This is a genomic window from Oleiphilus sp. HI0043, assembly GCF_001634935.1.
The window spans coordinates 19,831-39,968 of record NZ_LWEY01001234.1; the positions used below are offsets into that span (position 1 = coordinate 19,831).

The following is a 20,138-nucleotide window of genomic DNA, read 5'->3' on the forward strand; positions in this document are numbered from 1 at the left end:
AATTTAAACAGATAAAACCAAGCAAGCATCCACCATCTAGCCACTACTTATTTGAGACAACGTTTAGGAAAGGTCTTATCCATGTATAAAAAAACCTTATTAAGTGTCGCGATTGCGTCAGCATTATCATTAACAGGCTGTCTGGACACTACTGATCCAGAAAACAACCCGAAAGAAAGAGATAACGAAAACTCACAGACGACCCCTCCGTCATCTGAGCAACAGGCGAATATTGAGCAGAACGAAAATAACCTCTACCCAGTATTTAACCCTGCTACCGGAGAGTTTCCTAAGCCAAATGACCTTTTACTACAAACAACGGATCCCGACGGTTCCTATGCTATCCCTGGTCTAGCCGAGAAAATTGCTGCAGGCACAGAAACACCACCTGAAGTCGCACTTGAGTATCTTAGTGGCGCATCCTTAACAGCCCCAATCGATATCGAAATTGGCCAAGGCATAGCAGGGTCCGACATAACAGATACGATAAACACAGATACGGTTATCGCAGAAAGCTTTATTAATGTTGGAGGCGCTCCTGTTCCTAACCCTGCCCAAAGCGTATTTCTGTTAGAACTAGAATATGCTGGTGGCGACCCTCTTAAAGGACTAGTCAACGAAGAATCCCCTACAGTTACTGACGCCATTACAGCAGCACAAGCCAGTGGTGGAGATTTATCGGCAGCAGGAGAACTTCTAGGAATAGCGGCTTCACCTAAGTATAGCGCTGAAGTCATTACCCGAGACAAAGTCGTTGGCGGCGAACGAGTAGAAACAAGTTACATACGAATCCAACCTTTAGAGCCTTTAAACCCTAACAAGCGCTACATTGTTGCACTGACCGATGAAATCAAAGATACCGAAGGAAAGTCTTTGATCAAACACCCTGGTATAGCCAACTATGCTGCCCTCGCTGATGAAAATCGAGAACCCGCCAACCCTCTCCTTGACGATGTGCAAGCTCAAATTGATTTCTGGGAAAAGGTTACCGCGAGCTATTTAGGCAACCTAACCAATGCGGCACGCCCAGATGATCAGCAATTAACTGAAGACAACATTGTTTTTACAAGTGGCTTTACCACTTCTAATGACACAAAAGTTGTCGACTATATGGTAGACCCTACCGAGTGGGCAACGAATACGGTTAAGACTCTTGTGACAACTGGCGCAGCAAAAGCGGCAGTTGATGCCGGCGCAGAAGATTATGCAACCATTAAAGGCGCTGTTGATACAGCAATCAGCAACTGGACCGCAGAGAGCTTCAATCCAGCTTTAGCAGGGTGTGATACCTATCCTGCTGGCGATGCACGCTTTGCATGCGCCGGTACCGGTATGATCACTGCAGCAAAAGCAGGTGGAATGTCTTTTCCTGAGCCCGCAGCCGATGATAGCGTAGCTTTCGACACACCGCGAGACCTAAGAACAGTATCAGCATTTATTACCGATGCAATCGCTCCAGTAGGTGCCGTAAACATTTCTGAAGGCTCCTTGACGATTCCTTACTATTCAGGTGTACCTGATACACGAGGCGTAAGCGATGGAACCGAAGCGAGACTTGTAGGCGAATGGTGGAAAGCAGATTCAACCTTAGCCACTCAAATAAATACTGCTTTTAACCTAGAGGCACTTGGCGCAGCTCTGCCACAAGCGACGACATCAAATGTTGTGAATCATTTGTTTCCGTTCCCAGCAAAGAACTCTACAGAAGAAATACCGGTATTAGCAATCTTCCCGGCAGATGACTCGAATATGCCGGCAGATGGTTATAAAACTGTTATTTACCAGCATGGTATTACAACTGATCGAAGTGTTGCCCTAGCACTCGGTAGCGCCATTGTTGCGAACAGCGGTGGAACCGTTGCGGTACTCGCGATTGATCAACCACTTCATGGTATTGATGCGATTTCTGAAGAAGGCCGCCTGGCATACGCAGCACAATTCCTTGCTGGTGGTCAGCTAGCTGGTTTCCCAGAGTCATTAGCTCCTGGCGATACCAATAATCAAGCTTTAGTTGATGGCACTCTTGCCACCACATTCGTGACAACATCATTAGACTCAGCGACAGTTATTGATGCGAGTGACGGTATTAGCGCCGCTGAAGCTGACCTGATTACTGAAACTTTTGCGGGAACCATCGCTGAAACAGTTGTAACCGGACAATTGCACGGCTCACTGATTGATATCACCGACGGAATCGACGGGACCGAAGCTGGCTATATTTCTGCTGCACTAAGCGGAGATCTTACCTACAATGTCGTAGCTGCTCAGTTAAACGGTACATTAATCGATATCACCGATGGCATTGACGGCACTGAAGATGCAACCATCAATGGCACAATCACGGCCGCATTAGGCGATGCAAGCGGAAATCCAACGCTTGATGCGACTGTTCAAAACCTTACAGCCCTAGAAGCAGCAGCTTCAAGCCTCCAAAGCTTACAGCTTGCGGCACAAGGTCTTGGCTTAATGCAGAATACTATTGAAAACGGTGCTAGCCAGATCCCTGGTCTAGGACAAGGTTCTGCCGATGAGCGTCACTTTGGCTTTGGCGGCGGTGTTACCAACGTTGTACCGATGGATTTCGCTGACGGCACCGTGGGCAGCTCCTCATCAGACCCTATCGATTGCTCCAACACGGGTTCTGGTGCATTCACGATTAACCCACTTAGCTTCCTAACTAGCCGTGATAACTTTAGACAGCACATGTCTGACTTAATGACTCTGCGTCTGTCTATTCCAACCATGGATATCGATGGAATAGATGATAACGGGCCAGAAGGTGATGGCTTTGACTTAAACGGAGACGATGTTCACTTTATTGCTCACTCTTTAGGTACCTTTAACGGCATTCCATTTGTCGAAATCGCGAACCAAACCAGTAGAACTGAAGATAACATTGTGTCTGCAAACTTTTTAACGCCAGGTGGCAACATTGCACGACTAGCAGAGAATTCCCCAGTATTTGCGCCGGGTATACTGCTAGCATTGCAATCTGCTGCTGGTTTGCAAAGAGGCGATGCAGACCTTGAGACCTTCCTTAACGTTCTTCAAGCGTCATTTGACTCTTTTGATCCAATTAACTTTGTAGGCAACTTGAGTAGCACCACTTCTACAACCAAAGCCTTATTTAGCGAAGTGGTTGGCGATGTATTTATTCCAAATAATGCATCTCCCGCTGTCGACGTTGTACAACCAGCGAATATCGGCTGCAACGCAAACCCATACGCCGGCATCTCGCTTGGTGAAGGTACAGCGGCTCCTCTAGCAGGGACAAGTCCACTGCAAACTGCTTCCGGTGCTGTAAGCATTGGAGACTCAACTGATGAAGCAAGCATTAACTTCATTCGTTTTGAGAGTGACAGTGGTGCTCTACACACGACCCCTGCAGCGGCAGCTTCCTCTGCTGAGGCACCTGCTTTTGCAGAGTTTGTTACACAAGCAGCATCTTTCGTATTAAATGACGGTGAAGAAATCACTGTTGGGGATAGTGACCTGATAGTCGACGCCGAATAAAATGTAAGGAAACTAAAAGCCTCCGGCCTAACACCCGGAGGTTTTTTTTGCCCTTAAACCTCATCACTAATTGAGCTAGCTCAACCCCCTCTTCCCAAACTCAAGTCATACTAAGCACGTCCAAACTCAATACCAGCCCGACTTCAAAGCCAAAAAGCCGGGAGTGCGCATTTGGAAATTGCTGACGTCTTACTCGACATCCTTATCATTCTTGTTGTCGCCAGGGTGCTTGGCGATATTTCTCGCTATTTTGGCGCACCGAGTGTTATTGGCGAACTCTGCGCTGGCATTTTGATTGGCCCGAGCTTATTCGCATGGGTAGAGGTCAACGAGATTATATTTTTCTGGGCGAAATTGGCGTCATTCTATTGCTGTTTGACATAGGATTGGAGACTGACCTAGGGAAGCTTGTATCCTCAGGCAAAAGTCTACTGTCGTGGCGCTAGGAGGCTTTATCGCGCCCTTTCTTGGTGGCTTTGCGGCAAGTTACTGGTACTTTGAACTATCACTACTTGTATCACTGTTTATCGGCGGAACCTTAACCGCCACCAGCATTGGCATCACCATTCGAACACTTTCAGATCTTAACCGACACCAAAGCGACGAAGGACAGGTAACATTGGGCGCCGCCGTACTCGATGATATTCTCGGCGTAATACTTCTTGCCCTACTCTATGACTTCTCAGTCAACGGCAATATCGACCTTATGAGCGCCGGTAGAGTTTTCTTATTTGTCGCGATATTTTTCTGCTTGGCTCCAATTCTCGCCAAGCTGTTTTCTCGAATTATCCAAATATTAGATAAAAGAATTAACGACCCAGGATTAATTCCAACCACTATTGTCGCATTAGTATTGTTCTTTGCCTGGCTCGCTCATTTATTTGGAGCCCCGGAATTACTCGGAGGCTTTGCCGCCGGACTAGCTTTATCGCGCCGCTTCTTTTTACCTTTCGGCATAGCGCTACATAGTTCACCCAAGTTCTCTCACAAAGTGGAAGTACAGATAAAACCCATCGTTCAACTATTCACACCAATATTCTTTGTATCCGTCGGTCTTTCGATGGATCTACGCTCGGTCGATTGGTCTTCATCATTCTTGTGGGAGTTTTCTTTAATATTACTTGTCTTGGCTATATGCACAAAGTTCGCCGGAGCCCTACTTATTAGCGAACCTCTAGCCAAACGTATCGTCATAGGAATGAGCATGGTGCCACGTGGCGAGGTTGGCCTGATATTCGCAGGCCTAGGTGCTTCTGCAAATATTTTTACAAATGAGGTCTATACAGCCTTAATCATGGTCATCGCCTACACTACCGTGCTATCACCTTTTTGGATAAAGCTCTATTACAAAAAATATGGACATTTATTGGGGGATATTGAAAAAACCAAAGGTAATACCGACTACGGCGCTACTTTCTTATAAATCCATCCAGAGCGCGCCAAACATTGATTACGTCTTAGGATAAGCCTGGTTAATTTCTTTAGTGGCTGCTCAAGCCCTTCTGTATAAGCAAAGGCATGTCGCTTAAGCTCCCCATTCTCCGATTGGGTAGTGATAGTATTGTTATATAAAGCGCTAAAAGCACCATTATCACCCGCACCTTTCGACATTACGAGTTCAAGTAAAAAAGCATGATAATCCTGATTGACTCGCTCAAGCACGGATATATTGGAAACAGTTTGTTCACCTAGCCCTAAAGAAATCCCACCCATTACAGATTCAGTACAACGATCGAACTCTTGACTTAGCGGCACCTGCTGATTGCTCTTTATTCCAAAATCTGAGTGTTCAAAAAATACATACGACTCCCTAGACTCTATCGAGCTAAGGTAGTCATCCATGAACGGACTACTTGAGCAGGCTAAAAGAGAGAGTGACATTAAAAGCAGAAGAATAATTCTAGAAATATGCACTGTGATCTCCTAAGCACTTAAATTAAGATATAACACAACCTAAAGCAGTTTGTTCTATTAAGTAAATAAAACCCTACCTGGCGGCCGTATTTGGAGAATAAAGGCTGAATATTTGTTTTAACTTGGGAAAACTTGTTAAGTTAGATCGACTTTTGATAACTAAGAAAGGATTGGTACCAGTGGGCGGACTCGAACCGCCACGTCCCGAAGGACAAGGGATTTTGAATCCCTCATGTCTACCAATTTCATCACACTGGCCCAGATGCGGCGCATTATACGCCATACAGAAAAATGATCAACCGCTATCAATGATTTTATTTATATTTACTCATGTAATTAGCAACTTACCTAAGAATAAAGCCGCAAGGAGAAACTAGCTAATTATCTTCAACTAACAATTTTAGCTCCAGAGTACCTATTTCCATATGCTCAATAGAAATAAGCTCTTCGTCACTTTCAATACTGGATGTTTGCCCAAGAATATCTCTGGTAGTGTTAACCAATAGAAATCGTTCACCACCATCCTTAGTAGAGTCAAGCTGAAAAAAGCCCTCTAAATAACCATGAGCGAGCCAAGTTTCAGAATGATACTTTAATAAGGGGCCCGTAAATATACGCAGTGGCTGCTTATCGCTATCCAAAGTAACTAACTGAGGAAAGAATACACCATTATCAATGCCAAAACGTTTATGACGCCGTACAAAGCTTCTTATGCTTAAAGCTTGCTTTTCTTTGGTTTGCGGTAAGCTCAACAACAAAAAACGACTATCGCCACCTGAAAACCGATAAGGTAGCTGATCTTCGTTCATTTCATAGTAGTGAGCTTTACCTAATTCAAGTTCGATAAAGTCAACATTTGGTAGTGTTTGGCAGCAAGTACTTGAGAAACCATCAAAGTAGTCATCAGAAGTAAAGTTTTTAGCAAACAAAGCCGCGGCAAAAGGGTCAGCGCTTTCAGGAAGGTCGGCACTGGCTGCGGACTTCTCCAAAACACTTGCTTCCGTAAATTCGATTTTTTTCTCTCTTTCTTTTTCGAGAGCAGCCTGGACAGCATCAGCGTCATAATCAATATTGCGAACCGTTCCATCAGCATCGACTACTGTATAGTAGCGAGAACCTTCACTACTCGGTCGCCCACCGTCGATTAATAGCTTATCACCATCCACAAATTCCTCAGAGTTAACGCGCGTTGCATCGAAATCGTTAAGTGGTGGCGCCCTACGAATAGCGCCAAGAACCTTAGAGCGCTCTAATCTTTCGGTTTCAATATATTCTTTTTCAAAAGGACTTAAGGAATCACCAACATCACCAAGATATTCATTGTCGGTTACGTTCTGGGATTTTGGACTAACAGGTGGTTCAGGAGGCAGCTCTAACTTTGCTTGCTGCTGAGGCTCTTCAGGTTCTGGCTGTGAGTCGATGACAGGCACATCGGCTTGCTGAGCATCATCTACCTTCTTTGCGGAATATCCACCAAAGCTATCTTGTTCAACACTATAGCGTTCAGCAAGAGCTTCCAAAGAAAAGACACACAAAGCTACAAGCAATACTACAGTCGATCTCGAATAGTTCAGCTTCATATAGACCTAGAATTTTCGGTTAAAAGAAATACCCATTCCAAATACTCGAGATGTAAACTTCACATTCAAGCCCGCATAGGGGTTATAAATTACGTTAGTCAAATTCGTACAGTTCAAATTACAACTTGTATTAGAAGGAATGTAATCATCAGACTGCATATAGAATATGCTTGCACTGATATCGGTTCGTTTATCCCACTTGTAGCCAAACCCGGTACCCCACATTTTCATATCACCAACGGGAAGCGGACCAAAAACATCACGCTCGGCTGGTGAAGTTCGTAACTCTAACCCAAACCTGACATCCAGACGAGAATTAACATGCTTAGTTAAACCGAAACCAAAGTGCCAGGTATCACGTAAGCCAATAGGCAAAGTCAGAGAACGACCTGTGACCAACCCCGACAATAGTCGAGCTGTTGTTAGCATTTCCAGAGTTCTATCAAAGTAAAAAGTCCATTCTTCCCACTGACTCCAATCAGTCCATGTCGCATCCACATTGAGGGTATAATCAGGAGTAAGGCGAACTCTCATACCCGTCTTAAACATCTGAGGGATTTTCAAGTCGAGGTTCACATTCCCGGATTCATAGGGAACACCTCTTGGGAGGCCCAGTATTGCAGCGGTAATCGCACCAATGATTGACGCGTTAAAACCGTTCCAGAAAGCTGTCCACTCATCGGTATAGTCCATGAAGAACGTACCTTTAAGCTCCATATCTGCTTCGCTGTAATAGGTTGCTCCCCACGAGAACCAATCTGTCGGCTCCCACAACACACCAAGATTATATGTTGGCGACAAGGTTTGCTGCATATCCATATCGATACGCCCGATATCGTCCCATGGCCCAATATTTCCTTGGCACATAGATAAGAAAGGCTGCAGAGGGTCTCGACGCTGACCGATAGGCTTATCGAACTCACAAGCAAATGCATCCTGAAGTATTTCAACAACCGCAATCAACAAGTTAGGTGCACGGTTATGCTGCGCTATATAGAATCCTTGATGACTAAACTGAATGCCCATGCCAACAGACCATTCATCATTAATCTCGTACCCAACAGCCGGAGAAAAGTAAGTAAAACGCTGAATTGCTGCTTCTTTACCCAAAAATCGACCAGGGTCTTCCAGCTCTTTGTACAAAGCTAAAGCGGAGTGGATATAATTTTTATTTGCAAAAGTAAACTTTGAACCAGGAGGGTTTACCGAAAAGCCAATCTGCGGAGGTAGTATCGTTGGGCCATTCCACACCCATTGCTGCAAACCAAAGCCAGGTAGATATAAAGAAAGCCTGTTAGTATGGCTCTTACCTCGACCATCGCCTCCTACTACAGGGTCTCTCGGTACGGTAGGGTCATAGGTATTAAAGCCTGTACCATCTAAACCAAACAACTGATAGTCATCAGGGGCAGTAAATACGGCATCAAGATCCAAACCAATTAATAACTGATCAACCTCAAAGTGACGCTCTTTGAGTCGGGTAAGCTGAGCGGGGTTATGGTAAACCGCTGAAACACCAGGATTTACGTCAGCCTGCATCGCATTACCCAAGGAAAGAGCCTTAGTATCAATCGTAATGCCGTTCGCTAGCTGAGCTACAACTTGGGGAGGGAAAGCAAACGTAGCAATCAATACGACCACCAGCAGTTTCTTTACTTTCCAATGCAATGATTTCACCAATTAATTCCTTTTCCCATTACTATTCTAAAGATTAAACAAGTGCGCTCGAGAGCAAAGCAGTCATCACCTTACTCCTGACACATGATTACCAGTTGAAAGCACCTATATTAATTGGATAAGAGATCCCCATACTTAAGTCAGACGCATCTTCAGTAAGCCCAAAGCCAAAGCTAACGTTTGTAATCGTCTTAGGGTCAACACGAATACCCAGTGAGAAGTTCATCGAACCACTCACCGAGTCAGGCGAAACTGCCGTCCCCGAACCAACGAAAGTTAATTTAGTTTCAGTACTATAACCAACCTGGGTCGATATACTTAAAGAGGTGTCATAAGAAAGAGAGTAAGAAAAGCCCCCTGAGAAAGAATAGCTCTGCCCTTGGTGAACAGTCTTGAGGAGATTCCCGCCTCGAGGTTGGTTCAAACCACTTTGCTCAAAGGAGTAGCTGGAACTCAGCGAGCCAAACAATACAACTGGGTCCAATACCTTCGATACACTTAAACCCGTTGAAACAGAGTAAGTACCACTACCCGTAGACAAGCGCTCATTAGGGTTAATTTCATAAGGACTGACACCTGTTTTAGTACTTAAGGTAGTACTTAGGGTGACTGTCGCCTTACCTGGTACATAAGCAAAAGGCTGCCAACGCAAACCGAAACTCACATCCCCCCACTCCGTTGCAGATAGTGAGTTCTGAGTATCGTAGCGTGAAGATAAAGGTATCCGGGCATTTAGAGTAAGGTTATTCAGAACTCCGTAGTCAAAGCTAAAGGAGTTTGTAAAGGAATGTGTTCCAGAGGGGTTTACGTCCAGATTTCTAACCACGCCATTCTGAACATCCAAGGCAATTCTCGAATCAGAGATATAAGAGTAATCCAGAGAATAGCTTAAAGACTTTCCACCCGCTTTGAGCAAGGAATAGTTTTTCTCAGCCGCCTGGAAAACCTCTTCCAATTGCTTGGTAGAGTCCTCATCATCTGACTGTCTGGCTAAGGCATCTCGCGCCTTATCAACATTACTTTCTTCAGCACTAATATCCGAAACAAACAGCACGGTTGATGCCAGTAGCACGCATCTAATGACCCAAGAGTTCATTACCTATTCCTTCTATCTTTATAGTTTGTGTCAGTGACTCTTACACGCAGTAACAACTAACCACTTTCCTAATACGAGCAATGCTGCTCACATTTCTTACACGACATATACTTATTCAAAAACTAGTTTCGACGATAATGTAAAAACTTCGTACCATTATCGAAAGTAGTATTCCCAAACTCATCTGTCTGGTTTTTACGGCGCTCTATCTCGTTATTCAATAAATACCGCAAATTATCTTTGTAGTCCGGAGTATAATCAAAAGCCTGCAAAGACAATGTCTGATCATCAATAAAGCGTAAGTCTTCTTCTCTTAACTCAAGCCCATCAATTGGTTTTGTATTCCCTGGAAAGATAACGAACAATACATTTTGATCCCACTTTTCTTTAAAGCGTTCGAGAGTAAAGGTTATATTTCCTTTGGAAGGGTCAGCAATAAAAACACGCCCATCCTTGATTGTCTTAACAACCACGAAATGCTTAAAGCCTGCGTAATGTATTGGCACGATAGCTGGATGATCCAGCTCAATCAAATCCTTTAACTCAGCCTTGAAGCCCCCAGCCGGAAAGCCCAGCGCGGTTACCAAACGCTTCATATCCAGCATTGAAAAGCCTCGACGCTCAACGATTCGCTCATTTTCACCGTAGTGAAGCAAACCTTCCATCACCTGGCGTTCTTGAAAGTTGCGCCCAAGATAATGCTGCAATACAGTCGTTAATGCTGCAGATCCACAGCTATAGTCATACGCCTGCCTAACAATATTACGGTATAAAACGCTAGATAAAGGTTCGACAACAGCTCTTTCTCGAACAAACGATTCACCCTCATTTAGGGCGACAGTATAATGCACGATCCCATTCGGCTGAGGTTCGATATCTTTAAATTGATGCACCAGATTCAAAAGAAGTATTGATGCTGTTGTTACAAGAACCATATTTCCATTTGCCTTAGGTTTCCGTTAAGTTTTTCCGCTTTCTATGCCGAAAAAATTATTACGTAAAGATACATTAATTACTTGAAAGGGAAAGATAACCAGTGCTCAAAATATGCTGAGACTAACCGGAACACCAATGATAATGCTCATTCTCTTAGAAAGGCCTTAATTGCGCCCAACATTGTTTCACCGATGCCAGACAGAAAAAAAGAGGCTTCACGCCTCTTTTAGATTTAGAATTTTTCTATCTCGGCGGCACTGACCGCCATTTCCTGGTAATTCCGATAATCAACTGCTCCGATGCTGGAGCCAAGCATATTGGATATTGAGAACAGCTCCATGGACGTCGCACTTTCAGCACTACCCTGGTGAACCTCATTAAGTACGATCACCGCGTAATCTCCACCCATAATTTCGAACCCAACAATATTATCTGCAAACTGTTCTTGCTTAGCTAAGGTAAACAGCTTGGTAACAACTTCACGGTTCAACATCACATCATCCCGTCGAACACCGTTATGCTGCTTCCAATTCACGCCCATTTCTTGAGCGACAGCAACAGCATCCTCACCCGCTGCGATTCTTGAACGATAAGCCTCTCCAACCGATGCCGCAAACTCTGCTGACTTACTTACTTTAATTTCGTCACGCACCCGCTCTTTTACAGATTCAAGCGGCAAAATGCTAGGCTCATGCAAAGCATCAACTCTAAACACAACAGAGCGACCTTCCGCAAATTCAATCAACTCACTGTTATTTTGCTCAGTAACCAGCTCATCCGAAAACAGCACCTTTTGTACTCTCGGGCTTGCGAAAATTTCATTCACAGTATCGCTAGAAACCCCAGCCAACTGCCTCACTTCAAGAGACAGCTCATCAGCTGCCTCTGCCAGATCAGGAGAAGAGTAAGTAATATCTGCAACATTTTCGGCCAGCTCCGCATATAACTGGTCAGCTTCTTCCTTACGATAACGCTCTTCAAGACCAGCACGCATTTCTTCAAATGCCGGAATTTCATTTGTTTCAATCGACTCAAGCTTAATCAAGTGATAACCAAATTCGGTCTTAACCGGAGCGGATACTTCTCCAGCGGCAAGCGCAAACAAAGCGTTCTCAAAATCCGCAACATACACGCCTTTACCAGAACGACCCAAATCACCTCCAGCAGACGCAGAACCTTCATCTTCTGACAACTCTTTAGCCAATGAATCGAACGCTTCACCTGCTAACAACCTAGCTTCTACTGCTTTGATTTTATCCAGTGCCTGCACTTCAGTCGTATCGTCATCAATTTTAATCAATATATGAGCAGCCGTTCGTTCTTCTTCACCTACGAATTCTGCTTTCTCAGTTTCGTACATTACCATGATTCGCTCTTCATCCACCTCAATTGATTCGGCAAGAGACGCGCGATCAATCGTTAAATAAGAGACATCAACATTACGCGCTTTCTTATACGCATCTTTATGCTCTTCATAATAAGTCGCGACATCTTCGTCACTTACCGCGATTGACTCTATATAATCACTTTTGAAAACTGTAGCCAGACCAAAGTCTCTTGTTTGACGATCCAATGCAACAATCTCATCTCTCTCGTTACCGACAACAAATGCTGAAGCGATCAAGCCTGAACGCGCCTGGTCAATAACAAACTGGGATTTCAAGGACTCTTTATATGATTTCAAAGTTAACGCAGCATTACGCAAAATCATCTGCATTCGTTCATTGCTGAACTTTCCATCGACCTTGAATTGGTCAATATTACGAATGTAGTTTTCAACAGCCTCGTCTGAGATATATAAATCTTTACCTTCTGCGTCCAATACCAAGATCTTTTCGTTGATCAGGCCTTCTAAAACTGAAGACTTTAACAAAGACTCTTCGATAAGATCCGGGTCTGCCCTTTCTCCCATCTGCGCAAGAATCTGGCGACGCTTACCTTCAACTGCCCTTAGGAAGTTACGCTCAGTAATCCCTTCACCATTCACCGTCGCTACTTCAGGTTCACCACTCAAACCTCCGACAATAGACTCTGCACCAAAAAGAGCAAAAACCACCACAATGACGCCAACAATAATCTTTGCGACAGTGCCTTGTGAATTATTACGAATGTCTTGAAGCATACCTTGATTCCTGATTCCCGGTTATTTCTTACTATGTTTATTCTTAATCGCTTACCGCCGCCGGCTTAATTTTTCAGAGCAAAGTCCTAAACCGTCATAAGCTTGTAATTTTTCTAGCCGCCGGATTGTACCCTACAGATCCTGATTTTAAAACAAATGAAATCACAAACGACTCCCCTTACTCACTGCATTAGTGAAAAATCCATCGTGTTGCCCCACAGCATTAGATTCAGACGCAAAATCTCCACGCTAAGCTAAACTTGTATAGCTCACTTAAAAACCTACTCAAGAACTCTTTTATGACCGCTACACACACTAAGCCACTCGTTCGCTCTAGGCTATCCAAATTCAATTCACCTCTTCTTGGTGCTTTTTTTTATCCTCGTCCTACTAATTGTAGGTAAAGCTAGCGCACAAACAGAACCCAGGTTATCCGAGTCATTTAGCGAAGCATCTTCTATGATCAAAGAAGCCAAGCTAAGTCAGCAAAAGATTAACAAAACAATCGCATCAACTGAGGCCTTACTTCGCGAATATCAAAGCTTATCGAGAGCCCTGGAACAAACAAATATAAACTTATCACATCAACAACAGATACATTCTCGCCAACAAACAACGTTGATTGACTATGAAGGCCAGCTATCGCAAGTATCGCAAACAGAGAACAGTTTGATACCAATGCTCCTGGAAATGATTGACTGGATTGATACGCAAGTAAATAACGACCTAGCTTTCCACCAACATAAGAGACTGGCACGTATCGCGGCACTCAAAGAAAAAGCATTTAACCCGGAAATACCGATAAGCCACCTTTACCACTCAGTGCTTGAAGCCTTTCAGATTGAAAACGAGTTTGGCTACAGCATTGAGTCATATCAGCAGGAGATCATAATTGATAACAAAGAAGTGGAAGCACAGATACTTCGGGTTGGGCGTATCGGAATGTATTTCCTCAGTCTTGATCAGCAAAGCGCTGGCTATTGGAGCCAACAAAAGCAAAGCTGGCTTCTGGCGAGCCCCGCCCTTCTTGAAAATGTTGCGCAAGGTATTAAGGTAGCCAAGAAGCAGCTTCCACCTTCCCTTTTAACACTTACTGTTGAAGCGGACGGAAATTAATACTATGAAACACCTCCAAAGCGCATTCATTATTTTCTGCCTGCTGACAACTCCTTGTTTGGCTAACGCTAGCACCGAACCGAACGGTAATCCGCAAAACACATTAAATAAGCTGTACCAAAAGATACAACAAGAAAGAACTCAGCAGGCTCAATCAAACCAAGCCCGAGAACGATCTTTTCAGCAACAAAAGCAGCAACAAAAAGAAAAACTTGCGGCCCTTCAAAAGGAGCTTTCCAATAAAAGAAAGGAACTTAAAACCCTCAACCAGACTGTTAGAAAAACCGAACAAAGCATTGACGATGCAAAACATCAGTTAGCAGAACGAAGTCACGCGCTAAAAGACCTGTTCTCTGTGTGGAAGCAAGCTGTTAAAGATGGTCAGTCGAATATGGAGGCCTCCATTATTAGTCATGAGTCACCTGCAAAGCTTGAAACATTTCGCATGCTGGCAACTAAAACAGCACTCCCCGACTCAGATGACTTAAGAGCCCTTTTCGAGCTACTTCAATATGATATTCAGCAAAACCGCCAAAGCCACACCTACCAAGGTGAAGTAATTACAGTAGATGGCCAGCGAAAACAGACGGTTATCCAACGCATTGGTACGTTTACCACGACCAGCGAAGGTAATTTTCTTGTTCACAACCCGGCGAATAACACTCTAAATACGCTTCCAATACAACCAAATTCAAAATACCAAAGAGTCGTTGAGCAAGCCGAATACCAGGCTCTAAGTCCCAACACACCCCTTACAGCGGTAATCGACCCTTCGAACGGTTTGATACTTGAACAGCTGGCACTGATTCCCAGCTTGGAAGATCGCTTCCACCAAGGCGGATATATTGGCTACGCCATTGTCACATTAGGTTTACTAGGGCTCTTACTAAGCTTGTTTAGATGGTTAACAATCAGCTACTCTCAACGAGCAATCAAAAAACAAATGAGATCACCGTAAATTGCAGACGCTAGCAATCCTCTTGGCCGAATAATTCAGGCCTATCAGGCATGCAAAGGAAATGAGGAAAGCAGTTCAAGTGACGAGCAAAGTACTCAGCTAAAACATGATACGCTTGAAGTTCAGCTACAAGAGATCGTTATGTCCGAGATGCCTAAGCTGGATAAGGGCCTGGGGACAATCAAACTACTCGCTGCAGTCGCCCCTCTTCTGGGCTTACTCGGCACCGTTGTTGGCATGATCAATACCTTTCAAAGTATTACTTTAGTCGGAAACGCAGACCCAAAACTAATGGCTGGCGGGATATCACAAGCGCTAATGACTACAGTTCTTGGACTACTGGTAGCCGTGCCACTACTATTCTCTCACAATCTGTTAGCAGCAAAGTCGAAAAAGGTTCTTATGTTCCTTAGCCAGCAAAGCCTAGGCTTTATTGCAAAATATATGAGTGAACAAGGCTCAATAGAAGCTAACGCAGCTCAAGACACTCGCCCTTCCAAGGCAGACTGTTAAGATGACGCAAATTGGTTTCGACTTTTACTCAAGCATTGATCAATTAATCAAGCTCGGTGGTTTACCTGTCGCGGCCATACTGGCTCTGAGTGTATTAATCTTTATACTTTTTTTTGAACGCTTACTATTCCTAAGTCTCAGCTTTAAAAATACAATTTCAATGTTGGAGAAGTACTGGAGCGAAAGTGCTAGCTTGGCAAAGTCAGGACTAAATTCCTGGGACAAGCAAAGAGTTCAGGAAGCGCTGCTTTCTGAGGCAAGAGCAATGACACGCCACTCTTTTTGGCTCTTGAGAGCAGCGATTATTGCTTGTCCGTTAATCGGGCTAATGGGCACGGTAAGTGGAATGGTACTTGTTTTTGATCAAATATCGTTAAGCGGAACTGGAAACCCTCGTTTGATGGCCTCGGGAATATTTCAGGCAACCCTGCCTACCATGGCAGGCATGCTGATATCGATTATAGGGCTTATTATGCAATACATTCTGCGCCGCTTAAGTTTGCGCGCACAAGGTATACTCAAGCATCAATTCCCCCTATTAGAAGAAGGGGGCGTCAAGGCATGAGAACGCGCTTTCCTTTTTTCAACAATGAAGAAGAAGACGTAGAAATCAATATGACACCAATGTTGGATGTCGTATTCATTCTGCTAATTTTCTTTATTGTTACCACCAGTTTCATTCGCGAAGCGGGCGCTAACATTAACCGCCCTCAAGCCCAGACATCCAGCACACTGCCTCAACAGGCAATTATTGTAGCAATCACAGCTCAAAATAAAGTGTGGATCGATCAACGGCAAGTTGAACCACAAACCATCAGACGCAATATTGAGCGTTTATTGAGTGAGTCGCCAGAAAGCACTGTCATCCTCCAGGCCGATGAGCATGCACGGACCGGTTTATTGATACAGGCATTGGACCAGTGCAAACTTGCAGGCGCCAAGAACATCGCCGTTGCGACACGCAAAGAATCAAACAGTGGAATCTAGGTTTATGGATAACACCATTTGTCGACTGCCGCTAAGTCAAAGCCTTACACGTTGGGTACTCGCCGCCCTATTAGCCATAATCTGTGTATTAGCCATTAGCAAGCTTATGACGAGTCTGATTACTCCGCTTAGCGTCGAAGCTGCGATCTACAAATTTCTCAGCATTGACTTCATTCGGATTGAAGCAAACTCTTCAAGCGCGCCCGAGCAAGAAGAAGAGCTGCCACCACCCGAAGAAGCAGAACCTGAACCACCCAAACCCAAACTAATCGATCAAGCAGCGTTTAACCCCCGGCTTCCAAAGCTTTCGCTAGACTTGAGCCCTATCGATACACCTTCGGTGCCACTTTCATTAAGCCCACCTGAATTCCCGGCAAGTTCCCTTAAACCCATACAAAGTGCCGCCCCGAGTTTTGATGAGCAACTGTTTCCCTTGCTCACGCCAGACCCGCTCTACCCCAGAAGAGCAAAACGCGCAAGACTGGAAGGATGGGTTAATATTAGCTTCACTATAGGCTTGAATGGAAGCGTGAGTGATGTACAAGTCCTAAGCGCCGAACCAGAGGGCATTTTTGAAAACAACACCATACGTGCCGTCAAAAATTGGAAATTCAAACCTCAGCTTCTCGGGGGAAAGCCTAGCACTCGTCGGGTTGTTCAAACCATTAATTTTACTCTGGAAAAATAATGCTTTGGTTTATGTTTCGACACGCACATAGACGCCTTACTTTCCTGGTATTATCCGTGGCTTTGCTGAGCACCGGCGAAGCCTGTTCTGCTGACTATTCATTCAATGTACCGAGCGAGGTTTTGGAGTTACAGCCGAACAAGCATGCCCAAATCAATAGCCGAACCCAGCGAACACTTGCCCAAGCCTGGAGCGACTTTGAAAAGCAGCAAAGTGCCAAAGCACTTAGCACTCTAGAACGCGTTATTTCTGAAAATCAGCACAATCCCGTGGCTACATCTTATGCGCTCTATTCTGCCTCTCAGATCCTTGCTCAACTCGAACAATATGAACTGGCGATTGGCTTAATACAATTGCTTTTACGACTAGACTCTCTGAATGAGTCGTCCCAGGTTAAACAACATCTGCTGCTTGCCCAGCTGCAAATTCAAACAGGGCACTTTAGTGAAGCAAGCCAAGCGCTGCAAACACTCATATCATCCCAACAACCGAATCAGAGTATAGAACCAGAACAGCTAAGTGAGTGGTATTACTTACTGTCTTATTCACAGTTCCAGACTAAAGACTACTCAAACTGCTTTAACAGCGCCAAACATGCCTTAAAATTGGCTCACCCTAAGCAAGAAGCGCTTTATCAACTACAACTCAATAGCTTATTAGCGCTTAAAGATTACCCCGCGAGCAGACTTATCATCGAGAAGCTAATATCGCTCGAACCCACCAAAAAGGCTTATTGGCAACAATGGGTGCGTATAGCGATTCAATTAGGTGAGCATCAACAAGCCCTATCGGGCATGGAACTACTAAAAGAAACACAAGCCCTTAGTGCTACAGAAGTTTTACACTTATCACAATTACAGCTATCAGAAGGCCTACCTTTCCAGGCAGCTCTAATCCTCGAAGCCGCTCTAAGCGAGAAAACTGTCAAAGCCACAGCTGCGAATATTAAAAGGCTAGCCTATAGCTGGGAACAGGCAGGCCATAATGAGAAAGCCATAGATATACTAAGTTCTAGCTCCTTTATCACCAACTACCAGGACTCTGCTGACAACCTAGCAATTTTAAAACAGTTAAGCCGGCTCTTGGTTAAACAGGCCTTATGGAATGAAGTGATTCAAGTCATCCACGAGGTGAGTGGAGGTTCCTACATGCAATGGTTAGCTCTCGAGAAAGACTATAACAAAGACAAGGTTTTGATCGGTCTGGAGTTAGGTAGGTCTTTATTTTATTCTGACAAACTCAATATGGCTGAAACTTTGTTTACTGCGCTTGACGATCACTTGAGTAAGCTAAAACAAAGCAAGGCAAACCGCCACCAAGCCGACACTATCGATATTCACATCATCGAAAAACAATTAGCTCAGTGGACAAATTACCTTGCCAACATTAGCAAGCATTAGACGTTTAAAAGTCGATAATGCCTTGGACAGGCTCATCTATCGTAATCTGCATTAACTCTTCATTACTGAGATTTTTGTACTTATCTGCTAGCTTGGCAATGCTCTTAACCAGCCCTCGGCAATCTTTTCCTGCCGCCTCACACTTATCCATATAGCGCTTAACAGTTGGCTGAAATGCCTTGACCCATGCTTGCTGCTCAGGCTCACTAAACTTTATAATTTCAACACCCTGCTCGGCCAAGGTATTTTGTGCAGTTTGTGCAAATTCTTCAGTGCGCTGCACAACAGCCAAAGCCAATTTCTGCTGAAAGTCCGACAGTAACTGCTTGGTTGGTTTATTCAGCCGATCAAAGCTACGACGATTCATACAAGTCTCAATGGTCGTTGGTGCAATATTCAACTCTGTATAGTACTTGGCTTGCTCATAAATTTTAAAAGGAATAAAGCCCATATCAACCCAAACGATTGCATCAACCACGCCTTGCTGTAGGGCTGAATAGATCTCTGGAAACGGAATACGAACAACAGAGTAGCCTAAGTCTTCTGCCGCACCCGGCGCATTCATAAATGACACCACCTTTTTGCCTTTTAAGTCTTCAGGTCTACGAATAGGTGTTTTGCTCATTAAGCTTAGAGGTCTCACTGGCATAACATGTGCTGGATAAACACCTCGTCGAGTGAACTCCTCAGCCAAGCCATCAGCCATTAGCTCGTTCACAATTCGTGCAGTTAAGTAAGGGTTGGAAGGGGCTATATAGGGGAGCTGGATGGTTTTAAACAACTCAAAACCTTTTGCTTCGGCCAGTGTATAACACGTCCCAAAATCAGCCACGCCAGCGCGTAAAGCTTTGAAGCCTCCGGTGACACCATAGAGAGACCCACCGCCATACATTTTAATTTGCAATTCGTTGTTGGTTTTACGTTGTATCCAATCAATCCCTTTCTGCCAAACCGGTGGTAAATGAGAAACAGGAGGCGCCGGGTGTGCAAACTTCCACTGTGTCACTTTGCCACTCGTCGGGATCGAACCACCCTCCTCTAGCAACCAGGCGTCAACAGGTGTCGCGGAATAGGAAGTTGACGCGCCACTCATGAAGGCCAACACAAACCCAAGCATACGAAGCATTGCTTTAATTCTCTTAAACAACTCTTTTTATCTTTTATTATCGATATTGTTAACACTTAACGCCTGACTGACAGCCAGTTGGATATCCATAATTATGACAAATATCAATTCATGGACTACATTGTATAAACCTACAGTTCTATAAGAGATTGGTCAACGTGTCAGCCACAATCACCGACGATATTCCCTATTCAGGTTACTGCGCCCCTGGCTATGAAGCCGTGAAGGAGGCTTTTCTAGTAAACCTCAAAGAACGGAATGAAATTGGCGCTAGCGTTGCCGCCTATAATCACGGCGAAAAGGTAGTCGACTTATGGGGGGGGGGGTTATAAGGATAAAGGTAAAACACAACTCTGGGAGGAGGATACTCTTTGCTGCGTTATGTCCGTTACCAAAGCTATCGCTTCCCTCGCTGTACTCTCACTTGCGGACAGAGGAATCATCGATCTCGACCAGCCTGTCTGCACGTATTGGACAGAGTTTGCTCAGGCGGGAAAAGACAAAATCACAGT

The 20,138-nt window shown here is 44.4% G+C and carries 18 protein-coding genes, 1 tRNA gene and 1 pseudogene; 12 read left to right on the forward strand and 8 right to left on the reverse strand.

Features of this window, described 5'->3' with window-relative positions:
- Positions 1-81: 81 nt before the first annotated feature.
- From A3729_RS15235 to A3729_RS15245, 3 genes are all read left to right on the forward strand, one after another.
- On the forward strand, positions 82-3,513 hold the full coding sequence (locus tag A3729_RS15235) for a hypothetical protein (RefSeq protein WP_068514872.1): 3,432 nt from the start codon (positions 82-84) through the stop codon (positions 3,511-3,513).
- A gap of 171 nt (positions 3,514-3,684) precedes the next feature.
- Entirely contained in the window at positions 3,685-3,897 is a 213-nt protein-coding gene (locus A3729_RS33140) for a hypothetical protein (protein ID WP_068514868.1), read from the forward strand.
- A gap of 28 nt (positions 3,898-3,925) precedes the next feature.
- Entirely contained in the window at positions 3,926-4,936 is a 1,011-nt protein-coding gene (locus A3729_RS15245; protein WP_255374948.1) for a cation:proton antiporter, read from the forward strand.
- Here A3729_RS15245 and A3729_RS15250 read toward each other — a convergent pair.
- The 7 genes from A3729_RS15250 to A3729_RS15280 form a co-directional block, all read right to left on the reverse strand.
- Entirely contained in the window at positions 4,915-5,427 is a 513-nt protein-coding gene (locus A3729_RS15250; RefSeq protein ID WP_156490751.1) for a hypothetical protein, read from the reverse strand. The two genes, A3729_RS15245 and A3729_RS15250, sit on opposite strands and share 22 nt — an antisense overlap.
- 171 nt (positions 5,428-5,598) lie before the next feature.
- Positions 5,599-5,685, reverse strand: a tRNA-Leu gene (locus tag A3729_RS15255).
- A 119-nt stretch (positions 5,686-5,804) separates the two neighbouring features.
- Positions 5,805-7,007: a MalM family protein gene (locus A3729_RS15260; RefSeq protein WP_068514858.1), complete on the reverse strand. Its 1,203-nt coding sequence runs from the start codon at positions 7,005-7,007 to the stop codon at positions 5,805-5,807.
- A gap of 6 nt (positions 7,008-7,013) precedes the next feature.
- Positions 7,014-8,684 carry an outer membrane protein transport protein gene (locus A3729_RS15265; protein WP_197469948.1) on the reverse strand — a complete coding sequence of 557 codons (1,671 nt, stop codon included), beginning with the start codon at positions 8,682-8,684 and terminating at the stop codon, positions 7,014-7,016.
- An 88-nt stretch (positions 8,685-8,772) separates the two neighbouring features.
- Positions 8,773-9,780, reverse strand: a complete 1,008-nt coding sequence (locus A3729_RS15270; RefSeq protein ID WP_068508299.1) for a flagellar protein FilC — start codon at positions 9,778-9,780, stop codon at positions 8,773-8,775.
- Positions 9,781-9,902: 122 nt separating this feature from the next.
- Complete coding sequence (locus A3729_RS15275; RefSeq protein ID WP_068514855.1) at positions 9,903-10,715, reverse strand: C39 family peptidase; 813 nt, start codon at positions 10,713-10,715, stop codon at positions 9,903-9,905.
- A 233-nt stretch (positions 10,716-10,948) separates the two neighbouring features.
- Complete coding sequence (locus A3729_RS15280) at positions 10,949-12,838, reverse strand: SurA N-terminal domain-containing protein (RefSeq protein WP_068634038.1); 1,890 nt, start codon at positions 12,836-12,838, stop codon at positions 10,949-10,951.
- 366 nt (positions 12,839-13,204) lie between these two features.
- Between A3729_RS15280 and A3729_RS15285 the strand changes: the two genes are divergently transcribed.
- Genes A3729_RS15285 through A3729_RS15315 form a run of 7 tightly spaced genes read left to right on the forward strand, consistent with a single transcriptional unit; the run spans position 13,205 to position 18,500 of the window.
- Positions 13,205-13,954 (forward strand): DUF3450 domain-containing protein, encoded by a 750-nt coding sequence (locus A3729_RS15285; RefSeq protein ID WP_197473025.1) that lies wholly within the window; start codon positions 13,205-13,207, stop codon positions 13,952-13,954.
- A gap of 4 nt (positions 13,955-13,958) precedes the next feature.
- Positions 13,959-14,912 carry a hypothetical protein gene (locus tag A3729_RS15290; RefSeq protein ID WP_068514846.1) on the forward strand — a complete coding sequence of 318 codons (954 nt, stop codon included), beginning with the start codon at positions 13,959-13,961 and terminating at the stop codon, positions 14,910-14,912.
- A 33-nt stretch (positions 14,913-14,945) separates the two neighbouring features.
- Positions 14,946-15,425 (forward strand): MotA/TolQ/ExbB proton channel family protein, encoded by a 480-nt coding sequence (locus tag A3729_RS15295; protein WP_255374942.1) that lies wholly within the window; start codon positions 14,946-14,948, stop codon positions 15,423-15,425.
- Between the two features lies 1 nt (position 15,426).
- A complete protein-coding gene (locus tag A3729_RS15300; protein ID WP_068514152.1) occupies positions 15,427-15,990 on the forward strand; it encodes a MotA/TolQ/ExbB proton channel family protein in 564 nt (187 codons plus the stop codon).
- Positions 15,987-16,412, forward strand: a complete 426-nt coding sequence (locus tag A3729_RS15305) for a biopolymer transporter ExbD (protein WP_068514839.1) — start codon at positions 15,987-15,989, stop codon at positions 16,410-16,412. The genes A3729_RS15300 and A3729_RS15305 overlap by 4 nt, the downstream gene beginning before the upstream one ends.
- A 4-nt stretch (positions 16,413-16,416) precedes the next feature.
- Positions 16,417-17,100 (forward strand): energy transducer TonB, encoded by a 684-nt coding sequence (locus A3729_RS15310; RefSeq protein ID WP_068514837.1) that lies wholly within the window; start codon positions 16,417-16,419, stop codon positions 17,098-17,100.
- On the forward strand, positions 17,100-18,500 hold the full coding sequence (locus A3729_RS15315; protein WP_068514834.1) for a lipopolysaccharide assembly protein LapB: 1,401 nt from the start codon (positions 17,100-17,102) through the stop codon (positions 18,498-18,500). The genes A3729_RS15310 and A3729_RS15315 overlap by 1 nt, the downstream gene beginning before the upstream one ends.
- Positions 18,501-18,504: 4 nt before the next feature.
- Here the strand turns inward: A3729_RS15315 and A3729_RS15320 are convergent, their stop codons facing one another.
- Complete coding sequence (locus A3729_RS15320; RefSeq protein WP_068634039.1) at positions 18,505-19,626, reverse strand: TRAP transporter substrate-binding protein; 1,122 nt, start codon at positions 19,624-19,626, stop codon at positions 18,505-18,507.
- Positions 19,627-19,784: 158 nt separating this feature from the next.
- On the opposite strand from A3729_RS15320, the gene A3729_RS31705 reads away from it, so the two are divergent.
- On the forward strand, positions 19,785-19,958 hold the full coding sequence (locus tag A3729_RS31705) for a hypothetical protein (RefSeq protein ID WP_156495185.1): 174 nt from the start codon (positions 19,785-19,787) through the stop codon (positions 19,956-19,958).
- A 40-nt stretch (positions 19,959-19,998) separates the two neighbouring features.
- A pseudogene (locus tag A3729_RS34625) lies at positions 19,999-20,138 on the forward strand (serine hydrolase domain-containing protein); the annotation flags it as partial.